23 protein-coding genes, 2 tRNA genes and 1 other RNA gene are annotated in these 23,243 nt (G+C 63.6%); 22 read left to right on the forward strand and 4 right to left on the reverse strand.

What is annotated here, in order from left to right; all coding sequences use genetic code 11:
* Positions 1–4 precede the first annotated feature (4 nt).
* The 10 genes from gap (at position 5) to F595_RS0104420 (ending at position 5,860) form a co-directional block, all read left to right on the forward strand.
* Positions 5–1,045 (forward strand): type I glyceraldehyde-3-phosphate dehydrogenase, encoded by a 1,041-nt coding sequence (gene gap / locus F595_RS0104380; protein WP_022955655.1) that lies wholly within the window; start codon positions 5–7, stop codon positions 1,043–1,045.
* Positions 1,046–1,113: 68 nt separating this feature from the next.
* Positions 1,114–1,189: transfer RNA gene (locus F595_RS0104385), tRNA-Ala, on the forward strand.
* Between the two features lie 5 nt (positions 1,190–1,194).
* Positions 1,195–1,269: transfer RNA gene (locus F595_RS0104390), tRNA-Glu, on the forward strand.
* Between the two features lie 91 nt (positions 1,270–1,360).
* Complete coding sequence (locus F595_RS0104395; RefSeq protein ID WP_026913225.1) at positions 1,361–1,594, forward strand: GlsB/YeaQ/YmgE family stress response membrane protein; 234 nt, start codon at positions 1,361–1,363, stop codon at positions 1,592–1,594.
* A 127-nt stretch (positions 1,595–1,721) separates the two neighbouring features.
* On the forward strand, positions 1,722–2,591 hold the full coding sequence (locus F595_RS0104400; protein WP_022955657.1) for an SDR family oxidoreductase: 870 nt from the start codon (positions 1,722–1,724) through the stop codon (positions 2,589–2,591).
* The gene (locus tag F595_RS12725) at positions 2,588–2,872 is read left to right on the forward strand and encodes a 4a-hydroxytetrahydrobiopterin dehydratase (RefSeq protein ID WP_022955658.1); all 285 of its coding nucleotides are present in this window, start codon (positions 2,588–2,590) and stop codon (positions 2,870–2,872) included. The genes F595_RS0104400 and F595_RS12725 overlap by 4 nt, the downstream gene beginning before the upstream one ends.
* Positions 2,873–2,941: 69 nt before the next feature.
* A complete protein-coding gene (locus F595_RS0104410) occupies positions 2,942–3,919 on the forward strand; it encodes an esterase/lipase family protein (RefSeq protein WP_022955659.1) in 978 nt (325 codons plus the stop codon).
* 97 nt (positions 3,920–4,016) lie between these two features.
* Positions 4,017–4,112, forward strand: an RNA gene (gene ffs, locus F595_RS14420) — signal recognition particle sRNA small type.
* A gap of 40 nt (positions 4,113–4,152) precedes the next feature.
* Positions 4,153–5,430: a TIGR03862 family flavoprotein gene (locus F595_RS0104415; RefSeq protein WP_022955660.1), complete on the forward strand. Its 1,278-nt coding sequence runs from the start codon at positions 4,153–4,155 to the stop codon at positions 5,428–5,430.
* A 142-nt stretch (positions 5,431–5,572) separates the two neighbouring features.
* On the forward strand, positions 5,573–5,860 hold the full coding sequence (locus F595_RS0104420) for a sll1863 family stress response protein (RefSeq protein WP_022955661.1): 288 nt from the start codon (positions 5,573–5,575) through the stop codon (positions 5,858–5,860).
* Between the two features lie 60 nt (positions 5,861–5,920).
* Here the strand turns inward: F595_RS0104420 and F595_RS12730 are convergent, their stop codons facing one another.
* Positions 5,921–7,144, reverse strand: coding sequence for an alpha/beta hydrolase (locus F595_RS12730; RefSeq protein ID WP_084682878.1), 1,224 nt, complete (start codon positions 7,142–7,144; stop codon positions 5,921–5,923).
* A 168-nt stretch (positions 7,145–7,312) separates the two neighbouring features.
* Here F595_RS12730 and dnaX point away from each other — a divergent pair, with 168 nt between their 5' ends.
* The 10 genes from dnaX (at position 7,313) to F595_RS0104475 (ending at position 15,931) form a co-directional block, all read left to right on the forward strand.
* Entirely contained in the window at positions 7,313–9,070 is a 1,758-nt protein-coding gene (gene dnaX, locus F595_RS0104430) for a DNA polymerase III subunit gamma/tau (RefSeq protein WP_022955663.1), read from the forward strand.
* Positions 9,071–9,097: 27 nt separating this feature from the next.
* Positions 9,098–9,427, forward strand: a complete 330-nt coding sequence (locus F595_RS0104435) for a YbaB/EbfC family nucleoid-associated protein (RefSeq protein ID WP_022955664.1) — start codon at positions 9,098–9,100, stop codon at positions 9,425–9,427.
* A 16-nt stretch (positions 9,428–9,443) separates the two neighbouring features.
* Complete coding sequence (gene recR / locus F595_RS0104440; protein WP_022955665.1) at positions 9,444–10,040, forward strand: recombination mediator RecR; 597 nt, start codon at positions 9,444–9,446, stop codon at positions 10,038–10,040.
* A gap of 122 nt (positions 10,041–10,162) precedes the next feature.
* The gene (locus F595_RS0104445) at positions 10,163–11,326 is read left to right on the forward strand and encodes an acyl-CoA dehydrogenase family protein (RefSeq protein WP_022955666.1); all 1,164 of its coding nucleotides are present in this window, start codon (positions 10,163–10,165) and stop codon (positions 11,324–11,326) included.
* A gap of 8 nt (positions 11,327–11,334) precedes the next feature.
* Positions 11,335–12,486, forward strand: a complete 1,152-nt coding sequence (rnd, locus tag F595_RS12735) for a ribonuclease D (protein WP_022955667.1) — start codon at positions 11,335–11,337, stop codon at positions 12,484–12,486.
* A gap of 15 nt (positions 12,487–12,501) precedes the next feature.
* Positions 12,502–12,834, forward strand: coding sequence for a YcgL domain-containing protein (locus F595_RS12740; RefSeq protein ID WP_022955668.1), 333 nt, complete (start codon positions 12,502–12,504; stop codon positions 12,832–12,834).
* Entirely contained in the window at positions 12,831–13,166 is a 336-nt protein-coding gene (locus F595_RS0104460) for a hypothetical protein (RefSeq protein WP_022955669.1), read from the forward strand. Before F595_RS12740 ends, F595_RS0104460 begins: the two co-directional genes overlap by 4 nt.
* Before the next feature lie 135 nt (positions 13,167–13,301).
* Entirely contained in the window at positions 13,302–14,150 is an 849-nt protein-coding gene (locus F595_RS0104465) for an AAA family ATPase (protein ID WP_022955670.1), read from the forward strand.
* 60 nt (positions 14,151–14,210) lie between these two features.
* A complete protein-coding gene (locus F595_RS0104470) occupies positions 14,211–15,389 on the forward strand; it encodes a vWA domain-containing protein (protein ID WP_022955671.1) in 1,179 nt (392 codons plus the stop codon).
* Positions 15,386–15,931, forward strand: coding sequence for a peroxiredoxin (locus F595_RS0104475; RefSeq protein ID WP_022955672.1), 546 nt, complete (start codon positions 15,386–15,388; stop codon positions 15,929–15,931). The genes F595_RS0104470 and F595_RS0104475 overlap by 4 nt, the downstream gene beginning before the upstream one ends.
* Before the next feature lie 123 nt (positions 15,932–16,054).
* Here the strand turns inward: F595_RS0104475 and F595_RS0104480 are convergent, their stop codons facing one another.
* The 3 genes from F595_RS0104480 to F595_RS0104490 all read right to left on the reverse strand — a co-directional run bounded on the left by F595_RS0104480 (position 16,055) and on the right by F595_RS0104490 (position 19,689).
* Positions 16,055–16,627 (reverse strand): hypothetical protein, encoded by a 573-nt coding sequence (locus F595_RS0104480; protein WP_156873791.1) that lies wholly within the window; start codon positions 16,625–16,627, stop codon positions 16,055–16,057.
* A gap of 24 nt (positions 16,628–16,651) precedes the next feature.
* A complete protein-coding gene (locus tag F595_RS0104485) occupies positions 16,652–18,364 on the reverse strand; it encodes a ShlB/FhaC/HecB family hemolysin secretion/activation protein (RefSeq protein WP_022955674.1) in 1,713 nt (570 codons plus the stop codon).
* Between the two features lie 302 nt (positions 18,365–18,666).
* Positions 18,667–19,689, reverse strand: coding sequence for an alpha/beta hydrolase (locus F595_RS0104490; RefSeq protein ID WP_022955675.1), 1,023 nt, complete (start codon positions 19,687–19,689; stop codon positions 18,667–18,669).
* A gap of 48 nt (positions 19,690–19,737) precedes the next feature.
* Between F595_RS0104490 and F595_RS0104495 the strand changes: the two genes are divergently transcribed.
* Positions 19,738–21,546 carry a M61 family metallopeptidase gene (locus tag F595_RS0104495; protein WP_022955676.1) on the forward strand — a complete coding sequence of 603 codons (1,809 nt, stop codon included), beginning with the start codon at positions 19,738–19,740 and terminating at the stop codon, positions 21,544–21,546.
* 35 nt (positions 21,547–21,581) lie between these two features.
* Positions 21,582–23,243, forward strand: a complete 1,662-nt coding sequence (locus F595_RS0104500) for an AMP-binding protein (protein WP_022955677.1) — start codon at positions 21,582–21,584, stop codon at positions 23,241–23,243.

Consider the following 23,243-nt stretch of genomic DNA (forward strand, 5'->3'; position numbering starts at 1 on the left):
CATCATGTCCTGGCAGGTTGCCATCAACGGCTACGGCCGCATCGGCCGCAACATCCTTCGTGCCTATCACGAATCGGCGGTACCCCGCGATGAACTGCGCCTGGTGGCGCTCAATGATCTGGGCGATCTTGCCACGCATGCCCATCTGACCCGGCATGACACTGCCCATGGCCATTTCCGCGGGCGCGTCGAGCAGCTCAGCGAGCCGCATGGCGACAGTCCGGCCGATTTTCTGCTGATCAATGACGAGCCGGTGCGCGTGCTGTCGGTGCGTGATCCGGCTGCCCTGCCATGGCGCGAGCTGGGCATCGATCTGGTGCTTGAATGCACCGGCCGTTTTGCCGATGCCGACAAGGCGCAGGTTCATCTGGCTGCCGGCGCCAGGCGGGTGCTGATCTCGGCACCGGCAGCGGGCGCGAAGACGGTGGTGTTCGGCGTCAATCATGATCGCCTGACGGCCAGTGACCGCATCGTCTCCAATGCCTCCTGCACCACCAACTGCCTGGCGCCGCTGGTGCTACCGCTGCACCGTGCCCTGACCGTCGAGCAGGGACTGATGGTGACCATCCACTCGGTGACCAACGACCAGGTGCTGACCGATGTCTATCAGGGCGATCTGCGGCGGGCGCGGGCAGCCACGCACTCCATGATTCCGACCAAGACCGGGGCGGCGCTGGCGATAGGGCAGGTGATCCCCGAGCTCGACGGCCGTCTGGACGGCTACGCCATGCGTGTGCCGACGCTGAACGTGTCGCTGGTGGATCTGACCCTGACCTGTGCCAAGGACACCACGGCGGCCGAGGTCAACCAGCTGCTGCGTGATGCGGCGGCGCAATCGCTGGGCGGCATCCTGAAAGTCTGCGAGGAGCCCTTGGTATCCATCGACTTCAACCACGATCCGGCTTCCTGCACGGTCGATCTGGCACTGACCAAGGTGATCGGACGCACGGTGAAAGTGTGTGCCTGGTATGACAATGAGTGGGGCTTTGCTCAGAGAATGCTCGATGTCGCCAGAGCCTGGAGAAATATCGCGAATTGCTGTTGACAGGGTTTTTGGTCATCCATAAACTGCGCGCCATCGAACGACGCACACCCAGCAGCGTTCGGGAATGTGGGGCTATAGCTCAGCTGGGAGAGCGCTACAATGGCATTGTAGAGGTCAGCGGTTCGATCCCGCTTAGCTCCACCACGTTCGGCCCCATCGTCTAGCGGTTAGGACATCGCCCTTTCACGGCGGTAACCGGGGTTCGATTCCCCGTGGGGTCACCACACAGCAAGGCCCGGTCAGCAATGACCGGGCCTTTTGCTTTGTGCCGTCGGTGCTATGCTGACCTTCCAATCGATCTGGAAGGTGGTCGTCATGAGCGTGATCTGGTTTCTGCTGATAGGTGCCGTTGCCGGCTGGCTGGCCGGTCTGATCATGAAGGGCGGCGGCTTCGGTCTGGTCGGCAACATGGTGGTGGGTGTTCTGGGTTCCGTGATCGGGGGCTATCTGTTCGATTCGGTGGGGGTTTCGGCAGGCAATCTGCTGACGGCCCTGATCGGCGCGCTGGTACTGCTTTTTCTGGTGGGCTTGCTGCGGCGTGGCCGCTGATCTGCCGGTCTGTCGGTTTCCGCTGCGGGTGTTTGTCGCGCCGCGTCGCCAACCTTGACTTTATGGTCACGCCCTTGTGTCATGTGCGGGCATTTTCTGCCTCTTCACTGTAACAAGGGATTCCTTCATGTCTTTCCGCACCGTCTTCCGTCCCGGCCTGTTCGCCGGTCAAACCCATATTGTCACCGGAGGTGGTTCCGGCATTGGCCGCTGCACCGCGCATGAGCTGGCGGCGCTGGGTGCTCACGTGGTGCTGGTGGGACGCAATCTGGAGCGTCTGGAGAACGTGGCGCGCGAGATTCGCGAGGATGGCGGCGAGTGCAGTCTGCACAGCGTCGACATTCGTGACGAGGAGGCGGTGCAGAAGATGGTGGCGGCGGTGGTGGCTGAGCGCGGCGTCATCCATGGCCTGGTCAACAACGCCGGTGGCCAGTTCCCGTCCCCGGTCGAGAAGATCTCCAAGAAAGGCTGGGACGCGGTGGTGGCCAACAACCTCACCGGCGGCTTCCTGGTCGCGCGAGAGGTGTTCAACCAGTCGATGGCAAAGACCGGTGGCAGCATCGTCAACATCATCGCCGACATGTGGCGCGGCATGCCGGCCATGGCGCATTCCGGGGCGGCACGTGCCGGCATGCTCAGCTTCACCGAGACGGCCGCGGTGGAGTGGGCCAACCGTGGCGTGCGCCTGAATGCCGTTGCACCGGGCTTCATTGCCTCCAGCGGCATGGATCGCTATGACCCGTCCTTTGCCCAGCACGTGATTCCGCAGATGAACGCCACGATTCCGGCCCGCCGCATGGGCGACGAGGACGAGATCAGCAGCGCGATCGTGTTCCTGCTGTCACCGGCCGCCTCGTACATGACCGGTGCCTGCCTGTGCGTGGATGGCGGCTCGTCGCTGAACACCAAGCTCTTTGCCCTCAAGGATCATGACCGCATGTCGCCGCAGAACGCCTTTCACCGCGCCGTGCGCCCGAAAGCGGTGCCGGGGAAATGAACTGCTCGGTCCGGCTGGCGCGCTGGTGGCAGCAGCGTGACAACGCGCTGGTTGCCGAGGTGCTGCTGCCGGACTTTGCCGCCGTTCAGGCTGTTATCACCGAATTGATGGCGCTGGCGGTGGCGATGGACCATCACCCCTACGTCAGCTTCGGCTACCGCCGTCTCAGCGTCACCTGGCAAACCCACGATGTCGGCGGCTTGAGTGATCTCGACTGGCAGGCGGCGCTGGCCACCGACACGGTGCTGGCGCGCTTTCATGCCGTTGGCGAAAACGCGTAACATCGCTTTCACATGACCCGGCAGCGCGCGTTGCGCTGGCCGGCGTGCTCGTCAGGAAAACAACAAGAAATGATTCCCGAACAAGGCTATACCGCGCATGGCCGCGGCTTTCTCAAGGCATTCTGGATCGAGCTTGCGCTCTACGTCCTGCTGGCTGCCTGGCTGCTCAGCCGTGGCAGCTCTCCGCTGGCCGTGCTCCTGGTGGTGCTGTCCACGTTCGCCATGCTGCGCCTGGTAATGGTGCTGGGCAACGTGATTCCGACCTGGAAGGCACGCTCCCCCAAGACCCCCGAGCAGGAGATCGGTCTCCCGGCCACGCTGGCGATGATCCTCCGTGAGTGGTGGGCAGCCATGCTGACCTATCCCTTCCTGTTCGCCTTCGAGCCGCGCTGGGTGCCGACCAACCCGCCCCGGGGCTTGCCGCACAAGGGCCTGCCCATCGTGCTGGTGCCCGGCTTCTTCACCAATCGCGGCTACCTCAAGGCCTGGCGGGATCATCTGATCGCGACGGGCTACAGCCAAGTCTATGCCGTCAGTCCGGAGCCGATCTTCGACAGCGTGGAAAAGAATGCCCAGCATGTCGCGCGCTTTGTCGACGCGGTGCTGGCCGATACCGGTGCCCGCCATGTGGTGCTGATCGGGCACAGCATGGGTGGTCTGGTGATACGGCTGTATCTGCACCGCTTTGGTGGCATGAACAAGGCTGCGCTGGCCATTGCCGTCGGCTCGCCGTTCCGCGGCACGGTGCTGGCGCGGGGCAAGGAGGGCATGGGCCCTATCGTGTCTCAGCTCACCGACGAGAACCCGTGGGCGCGCACCTTGATGACCGAGATCGAGGCCGTGCCCTGTCCGGTTCCGTTCGTGGCGCTGTGGTCGCCGCATGACACCATCGTGGCGCCGCAGAGCGGCAGCCGGGTGGCCGAGCATTACGGGCGCAATGTCGCGCTGCCCGGCATCGGTCACATGGAAATGGTCAACAACCGGTCGGTGATGAAGCATCTGGTGCACGAGCTGGATACCTTCTATGCCGTGCAGGGCGAGCACTGAGCAATCGGCCCGTATGATGCGGCGCAGTGGTAGGCAGCCTCGCGGCTTTTCTCTATACTGCGCCCTCGTTCGTGAGCGAGCGTCGTTATGGTGGCCCTGCCGGTCTCCTCGCAATGTGAAACGGTCAATCCCGCCAGGTCCGGAAGGAAGCAACGGTCCCCGTCAAGCATGTGCCGGGGTCGGGCTGGCAGGGTCGCCACCCTCATTGTTCCTTCCCCCTTTTTCCTGATGTCATGACAGCGCTCGTCGTGGGTGCCGGTCCTGCCGGTCTTATGGCTGCCGAGCAGCTGCTGCAGGCGGGTTTCGACGTCACCGTCTGTGATGCCATGCCGTCACCTGGCCGCAAGTTTCTGCTCGCCGGCATCGGCGGACTCAATCTCACCCATTCCGAAGCGACATCCGACTTCCTTGCCCGTTACGAGGATGCCGCCGACTGGCTGCGCCCCCAGCTTGACGTGTTCGGGGCTGAGGCCCTGCGCGCCTGGGCTGCCGGGCTCGGTGTCGAGACCTTCGTCGGCAGTTCCGGTCGCGTCTTTCCCGCCGGCATGAAGGCGGCGCCATTGTTGCGACGTTGGCTGCAGCGTCTGCGCGGACAGGGCATGCAGCTTCTGACCCGGCATCGCTGGCAAGGGGATCTGGCACGGGACGGCAGTGACTGGCTGCTGGGTTTCGCGACTCCAGACGGCACCACGTCGTTGCAGGCACGGGTGGTGGTGCTGGCGCTGGGTGGCGGCAGCTGGGCACGCCTGGGATCGGATGGCGCCTGGCTGCCGTGGCTGGCTGATCGCGGGGTGTCCGTCACTTCGTTGCGGGCAGCGAATTGCGGCTTCGAGGCAGACTGGAGCGAGGTGCTTACGCGTCGAGCCGGCGAGCCGCTGAAGAATGTCAGCCTGTCATTGCCGTGGCTGGCCGGCACGCGGGAGCGGCGCGGCGAGTGCATCCTGACCCGTGACGGTCTTGAGGGCGGCCTGATCTATGCCCATGCGCGTGCCATCCGCGAGCGCATCGAGGCCTGCGGGCGTGCCGTCATCACCCTGGATCTGCTGCCGGATCGCTCCCTGGCCACGCTGGGTGCGGCCCTGGACAAGGCTGCTGCCGGCAAGGCGGGACTCACGCGCAGCCGGCTCTGGCAGCGTGCCGGACTCGATGGCGTGAAAAGCGCCCTGCTTGAGGAGGTCTGGCGTCAGCCGGACACCTCGAGCTGGTTGCAGGCACAGGGTCTGGCCGGGATGCCGGTTCTGCGGCAGCAGGCGGCGCTGTGCAAGATGCTGCCGGTGACATTGAGCGCGACCCGTCCGCTGGACGAGGCGATCAGCACGGCGGGTGGCATCAGCCGTGCTGCGCTGGATTCCGGGCTCATGCTGAACGCGCTCCCCGGCGTGTTCTGCGCCGGCGAGATGCTGGACTGGGAAGCACCCACCGGTGGTTATCTGCTGACGGCCTGCTTCGCCTCCGGACGCCGGGCCGGCGAGGGCGCCGTGCAGTGGCTGCAGCACGGCGGCGTGGCCTAGCTGCGCTGCTCGGGCGCCTTGCCGCTGGGCGAGCCGGGACTCCGCTCATCCGGTTTTTGCACACCAATGTCATGTGCTCGCGCTATAAGCGATAGGCACGGATGCGCTGTCCGTGATCGATCACGCCCCAGGAGACGATGTCATGAGTTCCCTCGACGAACTGAAGCAGAAACTGCAAACCCAACTGAATGATCTGAAGACCCAGGCCGATGGCCTCAAGGCCAAGGCCGAAGGCGCCACTGCGGAGGCCAAGTCCGAGCTGGAAGCCCAGCTGGAGCGCCTGAAGGGCGTTCAGGCCGATGTCCAGAGCCAGATCAACGGCCTGCTGCAGAGCGGCGAAGCGGCCCTGGGCGACCTCAAGGGTCGTGTCGAAGGCCTGGCCAGCGAAGCCACGAGCGCCCTCAAGTCGCTGACTGACAAGTTCAAGTAAGCGCTTGCCAGCGGGTTGCGTCGCCGGTCACGCCGGCGCGCCCCGTCACGGCACGCTCCGTCACGGCACGAAGCCGATCTGTTTCATGAAGCTGCGCATGGCCCGCAGATAGCGGCCCTGATCGAGATGAATCAGGTGATTGCCGGGGAACCAGTGCAACCGGCAGCGCTGCCAGTGCTCCCAGAGCAGGTAGGTATGCTTGGGTGGCGCCAGCCGGTCACCGGCACCGGCAATCAGCATGAGCCGGTCATGGTCAATGACGGCCGGAAAGCTCAACGCCGATTGGATGGCCACGGTATGCCGTGCCTCCTGCAAGGTGATGCCCCCCAGTTTCATGCCTGCCTTCGCCAGCCAGCTTGCCGGCTGCCAGGACAGGATGATGTCGATGATGCTTACCACGGGCACGTTGGGAATCGCGCACTTAAGGCGCTCGTCCACTGACGCCAGCAGGGCGGTGGTGTAGCCGCCGAGACTGATGCCGGTGGCGCCGATCTGGGTCACGCCGGTTTTTTCCAGGTAATCCATGAACACGCGGATGTCATGAATGGCATGCGCGACGGTCTCGTTCATGTGGCAGAAGCCGTGCGAGAAATAGCCATGGCCGCTGTACGGCGAGCTGCGCTCCTGGCGACGGCCGTGGAAGGGCAGGGTCACCAGCAGGATGTCGTAGCCCAGCTCGTAGAACCAGGGCAGGGCCAGAAAGCGGCTGTTCAGCCAGTAGGGATCGGCGGTGAAGCCGTGGATCACGATCAGCGTCGGACGCGGACGATCGCCGTGCACCCAATGCTCGGCCCAAGCGGTACGGTTGCGCCGGAAGCGGCTGTAGTGTGCCTGCATGGCCGGATTCACCGTGCGGAACTCGCTTTCGAACGACAGCACGTCAACATGGCCGACCTTCGGCCGGTAATCCAGCCAGCCAGGCTGGTGATGCTGCATGATCGGGCGCTGGGTCGGGCGCGGATAGATGGCGGCGGCATCGCCGGCGTCGGCCAGGGCCTGATAGAAGGCACGGTTGTCACGATCCAGTGCCACGGTTTCCGGGCGCAAGGTGCTGGGCACGGCAAACACCCCTGCCAGCGTGGCGATGCCGGTCCGCAGGCCGACATCGATGCCAGCCGTGCCGCCGACCATCAGCCGCGTGGTGATGTCGAGCCGGAAGCGGTCCGGCCAGCTGGCGAAGTCGCCGGGCAGGTGCTGCCACCAGGGCTGGGCAGGAATCACGCCGGTTCGACGGCGATAGGTCTGGTTGGCAATGCGGGAAACACGTTGGGCGGGTGACAGCATGGTATCGAACACGGGTCGGGAACTGCTGCCGACCCTACGCGACCAGGCGGTCATCTGGCAAGCCGTGATGTCTCATGCGGATTGTCTGGATGCAAAAAGGTCAATGCGGCTTGGGCCTGATCACGCCATCCGATAGGATAGGCGGCAACATCAGACAGGTTGTCCGCCATGGGTTATCAGGTTCTCGCCCGCAAGTACCGGCCGCGTCGCTTCCAGGAGCTGGTCGGTCAGGATGTGGTGGCGCGCGCTCTCACGCATGCGCTGGAGCAGAACCGTCTGCACCACGCCTACCTGTTCACCGGTACCCGCGGGGTCGGCAAGACCACCATCGCACGCATCCTGTCGCGCTGCCTGAACTGCGAGCAGGGCATCAGTGCCACGCCCTGTGGCGTCTGCACTACCTGCCGTGAAATCGACGAGGGCCGCTTTGTCGATCTGATCGAGGTCGACGCCGCCTCGCGCACCAAGGTCGAGGACACCCGCGAACTGCTCGACAACGTGCAGTACGCGCCGACCCGCGGGCGCTACAAGGTCTACCTGATCGACGAAGTGCACATGCTCTCCGGCCACTCCTTCAATGCCTTGCTGAAGACGCTGGAAGAGCCGCCACCGCATGTGAAGTTCCTGCTTGCCACCACCGATCCGCAGAAGCTGCCGGTCACCATCCTGTCACGCTGCCTGCAGTTCGCGCTCAAGCCGATGACGCCGGAGCGGGTGGTCACGCATCTGCAGCAGGTGCTGACCCAGGAAGGCATTGCGGCCGAGGAGGGCGCGCTCTGGCTGCTCGCGCGCGGTGCCCAGGGCTCCATGCGTGATGCCCTGTCGCTGACGGACCAGGCCATTGCCTTCGGCCAGGGGCGTCTGCTCGAGGCCGAGGTGCGCGGTCTGCTCGGCTCCATTGACCGCGACCAGGTGTTTCGCGTGCTTGACGCCTTGCATGCGGGAGACGCGGCGGCCTTGCTGGCGGTGATCGCGGCCATGGCCGAGCAGAGCATCGATTTTGCCGGAGCGCTGGCCGAGCTGATCAGCGTGCTGCATCGCCTGGCCGTGGCCCAGGTGGTGCCGGATGCCATCGACAATGCCGAAGGCGATCGTGATCGCCTGCTGCAGCTGGCCGCTGCCATCACCCCGGAAGACCTGCAGCTGTACTACCAGATGGCGCTGCATGGTCGCCGTGACCTGCCGCTGGCGGTGGATGCCCGTGCCGGTTTCGAGATGACCCTCCTGCGCATGCTGGCCTTCCGCCCGGCGGATGCCGGCATCCCGGGTGGCCCGGTGTCGTCGTCTTCTTCCACGGGTGCCCAGGGCTCCGGTCCGGCGGCTTCCGGGCGTTCTGCCTCCGCGGCACCCGTGACGGCATCCCTGCCGCGCCAGCCTGCCCCGGCAGCTAGCGTTCAGCCGGCTGGCCCGCTGCAGAGCCCTGCCGTTGTTGCTCCCCCCGTACCCGCTGCGACCGCTGCCACGCCGGCGCCGGCGATCAGTCCGGAGCCGGTCTGCACCGCCCCTGTGGTGGAGCCGCTGCTTCAGGCATCAAGCGATGCCGCCTGGACGCCGGCACGCTGGGCCGAGTGGGTGGAGTGCTCCGGCCTTTCGGGGGCGGCGATCAACCTGGCGCGCAACACCGTGCTGGTCGTCGATCAGGATGGCCGCTGGACCTTGCAGCTCTCGCCCCGGCACCAGATGCTGGCAGGCGGTCAGGCCTTGCCGCAGTTGCAGCACAGGCTGGCCGGCCAGTTTCCGCAGCAGCCGGTGCAGCTGCTGATGGTCGAGCCGTCCGCTGAAACTCCGGCGCAACGACGCCAGCGCGAGCTCGCGGCGCGTCGCGAGCAAGCCGAGCGAGCTGTGCGTGACGATCCGGTGGTGAAGGCGCTGATGTCCACCTTCGAGGCTCAGCTGGTGCCGGAAAGCCTGCAGATCAAGCATTAATCTCTTTCTGAACATGAGGAACACCCGATGAACATGCAGCAACTGATGCAACAGGCCCAACGCATGCAGGAACAGATGCAGAAGAACATGCAGAAGGCCCAGGAAGAGCTGGCCAGCCTGGAGCTGGTTGGCGAGTCGGGCGCCGGTCTGGTCAAGGTCACCATGAACGGCCAGCATGACGTCAAGCGCGTCAGCATCGACGACAGCCTGCTCAGCGAGGACAAGGAAATCCTCGAGGACCTGCTGGCTGCCGCCGTCAACGACGCCGTGCGCAAGGTCGAAGCCAGGAGCAAGGAAACCATGGGTGCCGCCACGGCCGGTCTCGGCCTGCCGCCGGGCATGAAGCTGCCGTTCTGACGGACGCTGCCGGCGCATGCTCAGTCCCCTGATCCGCGACCTCATCGACGCTCTGCGCGTGCTGCCGGGTGTCGGCCCGAAATCGGCACAGCGCATGGCGTTGCACCTGCTGGAGCGCCAGCGCGCGGGCGGTCTGCGTCTGGCGGACACCCTTCAGAAAGCCTTGAACGAGGTCGATCACTGCCAGGTCTGCCGCAACCTGTCGGAGCAGCCGGTCTGCGGTCTGTGCAGTCACCCGGGCCGCGATGACAGCCAGCTCTGCATTGTCGAGAGTCCCATGGACGTGCTGGCGCTGGAGCAGAGTGGCGGCTACCGCGGGCGCTACCATGTGCTGCTCGGGCGCCTGTCACCGCTGGACGGCATCGGCCCCGGCGAGCTTGGCCTGCCGGCGCTGATCGAGCGCCTGCGCAGCACGCCAGCCATCCGCGAAGTCATCATCGCCACCAACCCCACGATCGAGGGCGAGGCCACGGCGCACTACCTGCGCGAGGCGACTCGTGACCTGCCGCTGAGCATGACCCGCATTGCCCATGGCGTGCCCGTGGGTGGTGAACTGGAATTTGTCGATGGCAGCACCCTGAGTCATGCACTCAGTGGCCGACGTCCGATCTGAGACATTACGCGCTGTCACCAGATTCGTCGTATTTCGTCACTTTCTGCCTTGCTGTCGCCGCGGGCGGCCTGTAAAACCGACCGGTCACGTTGCGCTTTCTGCAATGCACCGGAGTGTTTTTCATGAGTCTGTTCACCCCCTATTTCAACGAGACCCACGAGCAGGTGCGTCTTACCGCTCGCCAGTTCATCCAGCGCGAGGTGCTGCCGCACATCAACGCCTGGGAAGAGGCGGGCAGCTTTCCCCGCGAGATCTACCGCAAGGCCGGAGCCGCCGGCCTGCTCGGCATCGGCCATGATCCGGCCTATGGCGGTACCGGCGAAGACGTGTTCATGAAGATTGCCGCCACCGAGGAGGTCATGCGCTCCACCTCCGGTGGTTTCGCGGCCAGCCTGGGCTCGCTGGACATCGCGCTGCCGCCGCTGGAGAAGTGGGGCAGCCAGGCGCTCAAGGACCGCTTTGTCGGCCCCGTGCTGGCAGGTGACATGATCGCCGCCCTGGCCATCACCGAGCCGTCTGGCGGATCGGATGTCGCCAGCCTGCGCACCCGCGCCGAACGCCGTCATGACGAGGTCAACGGCGATCACTATGTGGTCAACGGCAGCAAGATCTACATCACCTCCGGCATTCGTGCCGACTTCTATGTCGCCGCCGTACGTACCGGCGGCCCCGGCTATGCCGGTGTCAGTCTGCTGGTCATCGAGCGCTCGCGCGTCGGGGTGTCCACCGGTCAGCCGCTGAAGAAGATGGGCTGGTGGGCTTCCGACACCGCCGAGGTGTTCTTTGACAACGTCATCGTGCCGGCGGAGAACCTGATCGGCAGCGAGAATGCCGGCTTCCTGCTGATCATGAGCAACTTCCAGATGGAGCGGCTCAACCTGGCGGTGATGGCCAACATGACGGCACAGATGGCACTGGAAGAAGCCATCCGCTGGTCGCGCGAGCGCGAGGCCTTCGGCAAGGCCATCGGCCGTCTGCAGGTGATCCGTCACAAGCTGGCCGACATGGCGACACGCATCGAGGCCAGCCGCGAGTTCACCTACCGGGTCGGTGCCCGCATCGCTGACGGCATCCCGTCGGTGAAGGAGGTGTCGATGGCCAAGAACTTCGCCACGCAGACCTCCGACTTCGTCACCACCGAAGCGGTGCAGATCTTCGGTGGCATGGGCTACATGCGCGAGTCGGTGGTGGAAAGACTGTACCGTGACAACCGAATTCTCTCGATTGGCGGCGGCACTTACGAGATCATGAACGAAGTGATCGCCAAACAGTTGGGAATCGATTGACACAGACGATGTATATCGCCAGCGCGCAGGGGCTCGAGCAGTCCCTGCCACGCTGGCATCAGGCGGCGCCGCTGGCGCTGGACACCGAGTTCATCCGGGTCGACACCTTCTTTCCGCGTCTTGGCCTGGTGCAGCTGGGTGACGGGCAGGGCGAGGCGCTGGTCGATCCCCTGGCGATCCCGTCGCTGCAGGCGCTGGCTCCGCTGCTGGGGCCGTCAGGCCCCTGCAAGGTCCTGCACGCCTGCTCCGAGGACCTTGAAGTCCTTTCTCCGCTGGTGCCGCAGGGCCTGGGCGTCATTCATGACACCCAGATCGCGCTGGCCATGCTGGGCGAGGGTCTGCAGGTGGGCTACCAGAAGGCGCTGCAGCTGATGCTGGGCATCGACATTCCCAAGGATGCCTCACGCTCGGACTGGCTGGCACGTCCGCTGAGCGTGCAGCAGTGCGACTATGCCGCGCTCGACGTGCGACATCTGCCGGCCTTGTATGCAGCGGCCCGGGAGCGTCTGCAGGTACGCGAGCTGTGGCCGCTGTTTGTCGCCGAGTGCGCCGAGGTCTGTCGTCCGGTGGCGCTGCCGGATCCCGAGCTGGTGTGGCTGGATCACCCCAATGCCTGGCGGTTGCCGCCCAAGGCGCTGGCGGTGCTGCAGACGCTGATGGCCTGGCGCGAGCGCGAGGCTGTGGCACGCGATGTGCCACGCGGGCATCTGCTCAAGCCGCTGTCGCTGTTCGAGATGGCACGTCTGCAGCCACGCACGATGCGTGAGCTGCAGCAGATCGACGAGCTCAATCCACGCGTGGCAAGGCGTGATGGCGAGGCGCTGCTGGCGCTCATTGCCGACGCGACATCCTTGCCGCCGTCGGAGTGGCCCATGCCGTTGCCGATGCCGCTGCCCCGCGAGGCAGGCCGTGTTTTTGATGCCCTCAAGCAGTCGCTGCAGCCGGTTGCCGAGCGTCTTCAACTGCCCATGGAAGTGCTCTGGCGCAAGCGCCTGGCCGAGCAGGTCGTGCTGGCCGCCGTCGATGACGGCCTCGAGGCCGGCCTTGCCGTGATACCGGGCTGGCGAGCCGGGCACTTGCCAGATGCCGTGGCCGGCGTGTTGAATCAGCACCGCGATGCACTCGCGGCATGGCGCAAGCAACGCCATGCCGGTGTCTAGACCCAGGATATGCCCATGACCAGTCGACTCTTCTGCTCCATCTACAAGAGCAGCCGCAAGGACGAGATGTACCTCTACGTGCCCAAGGCCAAAGGACTTCAGGCGGTACCCGAGGCCTTGCTGGCCGGCTTCGGCCAGCCGCGCCACGTCACTGATCTCGTGCTCAGCCCGGAGCGTCCGCTGGCGCGGGCGGATGTCAGCAAGGTCATGGAGCATCTCGAGTCCGCGGGGTTCTATCTGCAGATGCCGCCCCCTCCCGAGCCTTGGCTGATCCAGCCGGATCAGGCGCCGGCGTGGCGTCGCCGGCTGGCCACGGATGATGACGACAGCCAGGAGAGCACGACATGAATCCGGTCTATCTGGCGGCATGGCTGGTCTATCTGGGCGCTGCCGTGGTGCTTTACCGGGTGTTCCTGCGCCCGCATCTGGCCGCCTGGTTTCCCAACAGCCTGCGGGTGGCGCGCATCGTCGTGCTGGTCCTGCTGTTCAGTCCGGCCCTGATGACCTCGGCGGACCAGAGCCTGGTGCTGGCGCCGTCGCTGCTGGCGTTTGCCTTCCAGCTGCTGATGAAGGCGCCGCTGGGCATGTTCAAGGTGGCCCTGTCCTGGTTCCTGTTTGGTGGCATCTGGCTGTGGCTGGATGCGCTCTGGCAGCGCCAGCATGGCACCAGCAACTCGTGAGTCGCGGCGGTTGCCGTGGCTCTGGAGGCTGCGGTGACCCTGCATGTCTGCGGTTGTTCCCGTTACATTCCTGACGCATTCCGTTAGGCTCATGTCATATCATCTGGCCATCCTGGCCGCGCTATCGAGGTTCACATGTCTTTCATCGGCACGGATCACTACATCGCCACCCCGGAACTGACGCTGGCCGTCAATGCCGCCATCACCCTGCAGAAGCCGCTGCTGATCAAGGGCGAGCCGGGTACCGGCAAGACCCTGCTGGCCGAGCAGGTGGCGCTGGCCGAGAACACGCGGCTGATCCAGTGGCACATCAAGTCGACCACCAAGGCCCAGCAGGGCCTCTACGAATACGATGCGGTGTCGCGACTGCGTGACTCCCAGCTCGGCACCGAGCGCGTGCATGACATCCGCAACTACATCCGCAAGGGCAAGCTCTGGGAGGCCTTCGAGGCTGACGAGCGCGTGGTGCTGCTGATCGACGAGATCGACAAGGCTGACATCGAATTCCCCAACGACCTGCTGACCGAGCTCGACAAGATGGAGTTCTTTGTCTACGAGACCGGCGAGACCATCAAGGCCAAGCATCGTCCCATCGTCATCATCACCTCCAACAACGAGAAGGAGCTGCCGGACGCCTTCCTGCGCCGCTGCTTCTTCCACTACATCCAGTTCCCCGATGCCGAGACCATGAAGGCCATCGTCGAGGTGCATCACCCCGGCATCAAGGGCACGCTGCTGAAGGAAGCGCTGGACATCTTCTTCGACCTGCGCAAGGTGCCGGGCCTGAAGAAGAAGCCGACCACGTCGGAGCTGATCGACTGGCTCAAGCTCATCCTGTCCGATGACATGCCCGAGGACGTTCTGCGCAACCGCGATCCGCGCAAGGCCATTCCGCCGCTCTATGGCGCGCTGCTGAAGAACGAGGCTGACGTCGCCCTGCTGGAGCGTCTGGCCTTCATGAACCGCCGCGAGACGGCCCAGTAAGCACGATGGCCCGCCGTTCGTGCGTCACGGGATGCACGGGCAGGGCAGGGGGAAACGAGCATGCTGGTCAAGTTCTTCGAGACCCTGCGCGCGCACAAGGTGCCGGTCAGCATTCGCGAGCTGCTGGAGCTCAATGCCGCGCTCAAGTCCGGACTGGTCTACGCCGATGCCGAGCAGTTCTACCACCTGGCGAAGATCTGCCTGGTCAAGGACGAGCGCCACATCGACAAGTTCGATCGCGGCTTCAAGGCGTTTTTTGACGGTCTTGATCTGGTCACGCCCGAGTTGCTGAGCAAGGTTCTGCCCGAGGACTGGCTGCGCAAGGAGCTGGAGAAGACGCTGTCACCGGAGGAGCTGTCGGAAATCGAGAAGGCCGGCTCGCTGGACGAGTTGCTGCGCAAGTTTCGCGAGCGACTCGAGGAGCAGGAGAAGCGTCACCAGGGCGGCAACAAGATGATCGGCACCGGCGGCACCTCGCCCTTTGGCGCCTATGGCGCCAATCCCGAGGGCATACGCCTGGCCGGGCCGTCACGCAACAAGAGTGCGGTCAAGGTCTGGGAGAAGCGCGACTTCCGCAACCTCGACGACAACGTCGAGCTCGGCATCCGCAACATCAAGCTCGCCCTGCGCCGCCTGCGCCGTTTCGCCCGCCAGGGCGCGGAGGAGGTGCTGGACATCGACGACACCATCCGCAACACGGCGCACAATGCCGGTCTGCTCGACATCAAGCTGGTCCCGGAGCGCAAGAATCGCGTCAAGGTTCTGATTTTCTTTGATATTGGCGGATCGATGGATCCCTATGTGCGGGTCTGCGAGGAGCTGTTCTCGGCGGCGCGCAGCGAGTTCAAGCACCTCGAGTTCTATTACTTCCACAACTTCATCTACGAGTCGGTCTGGAAGAACAACTTCCGGCGCTGGAGCGAGCGCACGCCTATCTGGGACATCATCCACAAGTTCGGCAAGGACTACCGGGTAGTCATCGTCGGTGATGCCAGCATGTCCCCGTACGAGATCCAGGCCGTTGGCGGCTCGGTCGAGCACTTCAACGAGGAGCCGGGCGCGGTCTGGATGCAACGCCTCACTCAGCATTTCGAGAAGATGGTATGGCTCAATCCCGAGCCGGAAAAGCACTGGGGCATGACCCCGTCCACCGAGATGACCCTGCAGCTGCTGGATGGTCGCATGCATCCGCTGACCTTGAAGGGCATCGAAGACGCCATGAGGTATCTGAGCAAATGAACACGTCCATTCTTTCGGCCGCGCTGGGCGCCGCTGTTCTTGCCGTGTCGCTTCCGGCCCATGCCCTGTTGGCAGTGGGTGCCAAGGCACCGGATTTCGTTCTGCCTGCCGCCCAGGCCGGCAACCAGATCAGTGTCGACAGCAAGGCCCTGCGCAGCAAGGGACCGGTGGTGGTGTATTTCTACCCGGCCGCATTCACGCCCGGTTGCAGTGTCGAGGCCAAGCTCTTCGCCGAGGCCATGCCGCAGTTTGCCAAGGCCGGTGCCAGCGTGATCGGCGTCTCGGGTGATGACATCACCAAGCTGAAGAAGTTCTCGGTGTCGCACTGCCAGGGCAAGTTCCCGGTGGCGTCCGATGCGGGGCTGAAGGTGGCCAAGCAGTACGAGGCGGCGGGTGCCTTCGGCTTTGCCGGCTTCGCATCGCGGGTGTCCTACGTGATCGGGCAGGATGGCAAGGTGGTGTATGCGCACACGGATTCAGGTCCGCAGGGGCATGTCAGCGAGTCGTTGAAGGCTGTGCGGGGGCTGGTGCCGAAGCTCTAAGTCCTGCTGTGTTACGCCTGGTCATTGCAGGCTCACAATCATGCGCCCGGGCATCTTCCCTGAAATGAAAATGGCCTGCTGAATCAGCAGGCCATTTTGTTTTCTTCTTGTACCGACTTCAGATCACAGTTCGGTGTAGAAGAAGATCTCGTCGATCACCGAATTGCGATTGGCAACGCGCTTCAGGTTGGCATCCTTGCAGAAGGACTCGTCCTGAACGCAGGCAGCGGCCAGATCAGAAGCACTACCATCATCAGCCACAATACCGCTCAGATTCGGAACTTCCACCACAGGGCCTGTTGGACCATTGCCGCCGCCGCCAGCGTTGCCGCCGCCGCCAGCGTTGCCGCCGCCGCCAGCGTTGCCGCCGCCGCCAGTGTTGCCGCCGCCGCCAGTGTTGCCGCCGCCGCCAGTGTTGCCGCCGCCGCCAGTGTTGCCGCCGCCGCCACCGCCGCCTGGAGGTGTGACCACTGCGCAGCCAAGAGCACTTTGTGCGCAGGAGGCGAGCAAACGAACTGCAGCGTTGCCAGCTTTGCCGTTGGCAATGGTATTGAGTTTGTCAGCGCCAATGAACTCCAGCCGACTGTTCTTGATCACATCAGACAAATCGACAGCCTTAGGCGCAGATACAGCTGGTGTAGCCAAGCTACCAATGGCAATTGCCAGGCACAGGTGCTTGATTTGAGAGATTTTCATGGTCGTCATCCTTAACGGTTGCAATTAGAAGAACTTGGTTCCGCTCATCCAGACACGGATGTCACGCGAATCATCATCCTTGTACTTGTCGCCCCCTGCTCGCGTGGCCACATCGAGCTTGATATTGAAGTCTTCCGGCTTGGCGATAGTGACACCGGTGCCTATGCCGGAAAGGCGCATGGTGTTGTCCGAGAAACCGGGGTTTTCCACGTTGTACTTGACGTGACCGACATCCCAGAACGAGTTCCAGTACACCGTGCTGCCCAGCGGACTAAACTGGCTCACGAAATAGCGGTATTCCAAGGTTTGAAGGTAAACACGGTCACCAAAGCCAGTGCCAACCGGAAAGGCACGCACACCCACCGGACCACCGAGCGAGGCACGTTCTAAAGGATCAAGATTTTTGTTTGCAGTTTGGCCGCGTATAGACAGCAAAACTTGATCGTTGCCACGTACGGGTTTTACAGCCAGATACTTGCCCGCAACCTTGGTGAACTTGCCTGTGACTTCACGAGCCAAATTGACGCCCGGAATATCGAATTCGTCCAGAATTTGGGATAGCGGACTGCGAATGTTCACGTCACCCCGGGTGACCGTGACTTCAAAGGCTTGGTAGAGACTGTCGACTTCATCGCCTTGATGATTAATGCCCAGCGTGAGGTTGCCATTGTCCAAGCGACGTGAATCTTCCAGTGTCTTATCCAGCTGACGATCATTGGCTCGCTTGTGCTCATAGCCCAAGCCGGCATTGACCTGAAGGTTGCGGCGCAGCACCAGTGGATGGCTGACGCTCATGCTCAGGGTTTCACCCAGGCCGTCAGCGTCCAGATCCTTGAAGGCCTTGCCGACACCGTACTTGAGCAGCGAGTAGGTGAAGTTGGCGGTGGTGCCGCGCGAGCCCACCGGAGCATCCACACTGAGACGGCCGAATTCGGTGTTGCCGCTCTCAGCCAGCAGACCGACCACGCTGATCAGTTCGCCCTGACCGAACAGGCCACGGCTCTGCAGATCGACGATGCCGCGAGCGCGACCCGTGTTGCGGTTACCCCAGTTGTCGGCGCGCACGCTGCCACCGAACGTGGCCTGGCCACGAGTGACGTTGAGGGTGGCATCGGCTTCGCCGAGGTTCACGCCAGGACGGACGCTGGAGCGCACGCGAATGGCTGGCACGTTGCGCAGAGCCAGAATGGCGCGCTCGATTTCACCCGACTGTACAGGCGAGCCGGCTTCGATGTGGTCGAAGTAGCCTTGCACACGCGACTCCTTGAGCGGGGAGTCCTCGGCCACGAAAATGTTCTTGCGACCGTTGACCCACTCGATCACACGGATTTCCACCACGCCGTCCTTCACACGATCGGCAGAGGTATGGGCATTGGTCAGGAAGTAGCCCTGATTGCGGTAATGGCTCTGAACCGCGGCTGCCGCCTTTTTCAGTTCGGCAACGGATACCTGCTTGCCGACCAGATCCTTGACATAGGGGGTGAGCTCGCTGGTGGGAACAAGCTTGTTGCCCGTGAAGGTGACAGCCTTCACGTCGACCATGACGGCGGCGTTGGGATCCTTGGGTTGTTCATCGTCAACGCGGGTGACCGGCGCAGTGGCCGGTGAAGGAATGGCGGCATCCGGGGTGTTGCCGAGCGTGAGGCCGGCACCGGGAACGGCATCAGCTGCAGTGGCGGCCAGAACAGGTGCGGCCGAGACGGCGGCAATGCAGGCGACGAGCAGGCGAGTGCGCATGAACAACTCCTTTTGTTTACACGCCCATCCATTGGGCACAACACAAGGTTACTCTGTGATCAATGCGTAATCAAGTGCGGCGTTTTGTCAATTTCATTTATGAATAAAGATTATCTTTCATGAATTTTCATATTAAATTCATGTGCTTATATTTTTCTTCTGATGTAGATTAACAAGACTGCAGATTTTCATCCCCTTAATCGTCCAAGGAATTGATCCGGATCAGAAAATCTGAAGAGGCGCATGAATGGTCAGTGAAAAAGGCGACGGCACCTGCGTGGGTGCCGCCACCGATATCGCTCTCAGGACGACACGCTGGCCAGGCTGTCTTGCACCGCTTTGCGCGCATTCGGCGACGGGGCCAGCTGCATCAGGGTCTTGTCCATCCATGCCAGCAGGTCGCCGAGCACCTCGTCACGGTTGGTTTCATGGAACAGATCATGACGGGCGCCTTCATAGATCTTCAGGCTGACATCGATGAGGCCGGCCTCTTCGAGCTTGTCGTCCAGGGTGGCGACGGTGACGCCATCCTTGCCGACCGGATCCTTGTCGCCGGCAAATGAATAGATAGGCAGGTCCTTGCGGATCTTGCGCAGGTTGCGCATGCGCTGGGCACGGCTGAGGCCGACCAGCAGATCGCGCCAGTAACCGTTGGAGCAGGTCACGCCGCAACGCGGGTCGGACAGGTAGCGCTGCACGAAGCCGGCATCGCGCGAGAGCCAGTCGTAGGGTGACTTGGCCGGCTTGAAGGCACGCGCGAACTTGCCGAAGGTGAGGAAGTGAATGATGGCACTGCGGGCATTGATGCCTTGGCGCCAGCACTCGAAGGCGGCAAACCAGTGTGCCAGCCAGGTGAACCAGGGCGGCTCGTAGTTGGTGCCCTGCAGCACCAGGGCATCGATGGTCTGCGAGTGGCGCTCGACATAGGACAGGCTGATGAACGAGCCCATGGAGTGACCGAGCAGAATCAGCGGGACATTCGGATACAGCGTCCGCACATGGCGATTGATCAGGCGCATGTCGGCGCAGACGGCTTCCCAGTGCTGCGTGCTGCTGACATTACCCAGCGCCTCGATGGGCACCGAGAGGCCATGGCAGCGATGGTCATGGGCGACGACGGCGTAGCCGGCCCGGGTGAAGTACTCGGCGGCGTCGGCATAGAGCCCGCTGTGCTCCGACATGCCGTGGGCAATGTGCAGGACGCCACGCGGCCGGGTCACCGGCCAGTGCCGGATCGGGATGCGATGACCGTCATCGGCGGTCAGGAAGGAGAGGCCGGGCTCGTTGCCCGGCGTGATCTGGTATTCAGCGCCGCTCTTGTTCATATATGCTGCTGAACCTCGTTTTTCAGGTCATTCAGGGGTGTAGCCTGTATGCAATCCGCCGTTTCTTATCGTGTTTCTGTGGCGGCGCCTGCTTCGCATCGCTTTCTTGTCCATCTCGAGATTACGCATCCCGATCCGGCAGGGCAAATGCTTTGGCTGCCCGACTGGATCCCCGGAAGCTACATGATCCGTGACTTCGCCCGCAATGTGTCGCGACTGAGTGCGCGCACAGCCGACGGAGCGCCGGTGACGGTGACTTCCGTCGACAAGTCGCGCTGGCAATGCGCGCCGGTCCGGGGACCGTTGCGGGTCGATTACGAGGTCTATGCCTGGGATCTCTCGGTGCGCAGCGCGCATCTGGATCAGCATCATGGCTACTTCAATGGCACCTCGTTGTTTCTGGCCGTGGCCGGGCAGGAGGACAGGCCGGTGTCGGTCGAGCTCTGTCATCCCGAGGGCGTGAGCGATGCCTGGCGCGTGGCCACGACGCTGACGCCGCTGGCGGCACCGTCATGGGGTTTCGGTACCTACACAGCATCCAGTTACGACGAGCTCATCGATCATCCGGTCGAGATGGGCTGCTTTGATCTGGTCGAGTTCGAGGCCTGCGGTACGCCGCATGCCGTCGTGGTGACCGGCCGCCACCAGGGCGATCTCGATCGTCTGGCGCGCGACCTGAAGCGCATCTGCGAGGCGCAGATCCGGTTCTTCGGCGGGCAGGCCCCGTTTGCGCGCTATCTGTTCCAGCTCATGGTTGTCGGGCAGGGCTATGGCGGGCTCGAGCATCGCAGTTCGACCAGTCTGCTCTGCAGCCGTGACGATCTGCCACTGGCCGGTGAGTCCGAGAGCCAGCCTGGAAACGGCTACCGCGGCCTGCTCGGTCTGTGCAGCCACGAGTATTTCCACAGCTGGAACATCAAGCGGTTGAAGCCGGCGCTGTTCATGCCCTATGACCTGCGTCGCGAGCAACACACGCCGCTGCTCTGGTTCTTCGAGGGCTTCACTTCCTATTACGATGACCTGTTCCTGGTGCGCACCGGACTGATCAGCGTGGACAGCTACCTCGAGCTGCTCGGTCAGCACATCACGCGTCACCTGCGCACGCCGGGGCGTTTCGAGCAGACCGTCAGCGAGTCCAGCTTTCATGCCTGGACGCGCTACTACAAGATGGACGAGAACACGCCGAACCGGGTGGTCAGCTATTACGTGAAGGGCGCACTGGTCGGCCTGTGTCTGGACCTGCTGCTGCGTCAGCACGGACACACGCTGGACGAGTACATGCAGCACTGCTGGCAGCGCTTTGCCCTGCAGGGGCGTGGTGTTGCCGAGGAGGATCTGCTCGCGGCCCTGGACGAGATCGTCACGGCTCCGGCGCTGCGCGACTTCATGCGACAGGCCCTGCACGAGACCACTGAACTGCCCTGGCAGGCGTTGATGGAGCAGGCCGGCATCACGGTCAGCCTGCGAGCTGGCGAGGGCGCCCAGGATGCGGGCGGCCGTCCCGGCAGTCGCAAGACCGTGCTGCCGTGGCTGGGCGTCAAGGTGCAGGCCGGCGAGGGTGGCGCGCAGATCTCTCATGTCACGCCGGACGGGCCGGCAGAGCGCGCCGGGCTGTCGGCAGGTGACTGCGTGGTCGCGCTTGACGGCCTGAGAACAAATGCCGCGAATTGGGAAAAACGCCTGCAGCGGCTGGCTGTCGGCGACTCGGTCTCGGTGTATGCTTTCCGGCGCGACGAGTGGCTGGCGACGACCTGCGTACTGACTGAACCGCCGCTGGATACCTGCGTGCTGGCGCTCGCAGATGACCCGGTGCAACGCGTCATCGCGGAAAAGTGGCTGCTCGATGCGCGAACCTGATTACAACAACATGATCCCGTTGGAGACACCCCCTCATGCAGGCTGACTTCTGGCAAGACAAGTACCCGTCCTCGGTTCCTTTCAACATCAACACCGAGGCCTACGATTCCGTTCTGCAGGTGTTCTCCGAGGCCGTGCACCGCTACGGCGATGCGCCCGCGTTCTCCAACATGGGTCTGACGCTGACCTACAGCCAGGTCGATGAGCTCAGCGCGGCCTTCGCGTCCTACATCCAGCATCACACCGACCTCAAGCCGGGTGACCGCATCGCCATCCAGATGCCCAACCTGCTGCAATACCCGATCGCGGTGTTCGGTGCCATGCGCGCCGGCCTGGTCATCGTCAACACCAACCCGCTCTACACCGCCCGCGAGATGCTGCATCAGTTCAACGATGCCGGCGTGAAGGCCCTGGTGGCACTGGCGAACTTCGGCAACCTGGTGCAGGAAGTGCTGCCGCAGACTGGCATCAAGTACGTGTTCATGACCGAGATCGGCGACATTCTGCCGGTGCCCAAGCGCTGGCTGGTCAATGCCGTGGTCAAGCACGTGAAGAAGATGGTGCCGGAGTTCAACCTGCCGCAGGCCATTCCGTTCACGCGCGTGCTCAAGCAAGGCCGTCGCCGCCCGCCGGTCGATCATGTGCCGACCCAGGCTGACATCGCCGTGCTGCAGTACACAGGCGGCACCACCGGGGTGTCCAAGGGCGCCATGCTGACCCAGGCCAATCTGGTCGCGAACATGCTGCAGGTGCGCGCGCTGCTCGCCACCAGCTTCGAGCCGGGCAAGGAGACGATGATCGTCCCGCTGCCGCTCTACCACATCTTCGCGTTCATGGTCGGCTGTCTGGCCATGATGGAGCTGGGTGGTCACTCCGTGCTGATCACCAACCCGCGCGACATTCCGGCCTTCGTCAAGGAACTGGGCAAGTACCGGTTCACCGCCCTGGCCGGTCTCAACACGCTGTTCGTGGCACTGATGAACAACCCCGAGTTCCGTCAGCTCGACTTCAGCGCCCTCAAGCTGACGGTCGCCGGCGGCATGGCCATGCAGATCAAGCCGGCCGAACAGTGGGAAGAGATCACCGGCTGCAAGATCTGCGAAGGCTTCGGCATGACCGAGACCTCGCCGGTGGTGACGCTGAACCCGCTCAATGCCATCCAGCTCGGCACCATCGGCATGCCGGTGCCCAACACCGAACTCAAGGTGATCAACGACGCCGGCGAGGAACAGCCGGTGGGCGAGGCAGGCGAACTCTGCGTGCGCGGTCCGCAGGTGATGAAGGGCTACTGGCAGCGTCCGGAAGCCACCGCCGACACCATTGATGCCGATGGCTGGCTGAAGACCGGTGACGTGGCGGTGATCCAGCCTGACGGCTACCTGCGCATCGTCGACCGCAAGAAGGACATGATCCTGGTGTCGGGCTTCAACGTGTACCCGAACGAGATCGAGGATGTCGCCGCATCGCACCCGGGCGTGCTGGAAAGCGCGGCCGTCGGCGTGCCGGACGAGAAGTCGGGTGAAGTGGTCAAGCTGTTCGTGGTGAAGAAGGATCCGGCCCTGACCGAAGATCAGCTGATGGCGCATCTGCGTGCCAACCTGACCGGTTACAAGGTCCCGCGCTTCATCACGTTCCGTGCCGATCTGCCGAAGACCAACGTCGGCAAGATCCTGCGCCGCGAGCTGCGCAGTGCCTGA

This window comes from Perlucidibaca piscinae DSM 21586 (genome assembly GCF_000420045.1).
Lineage (GTDB): Bacteria > Pseudomonadota > Gammaproteobacteria > Pseudomonadales > Moraxellaceae > Perlucidibaca > Perlucidibaca piscinae.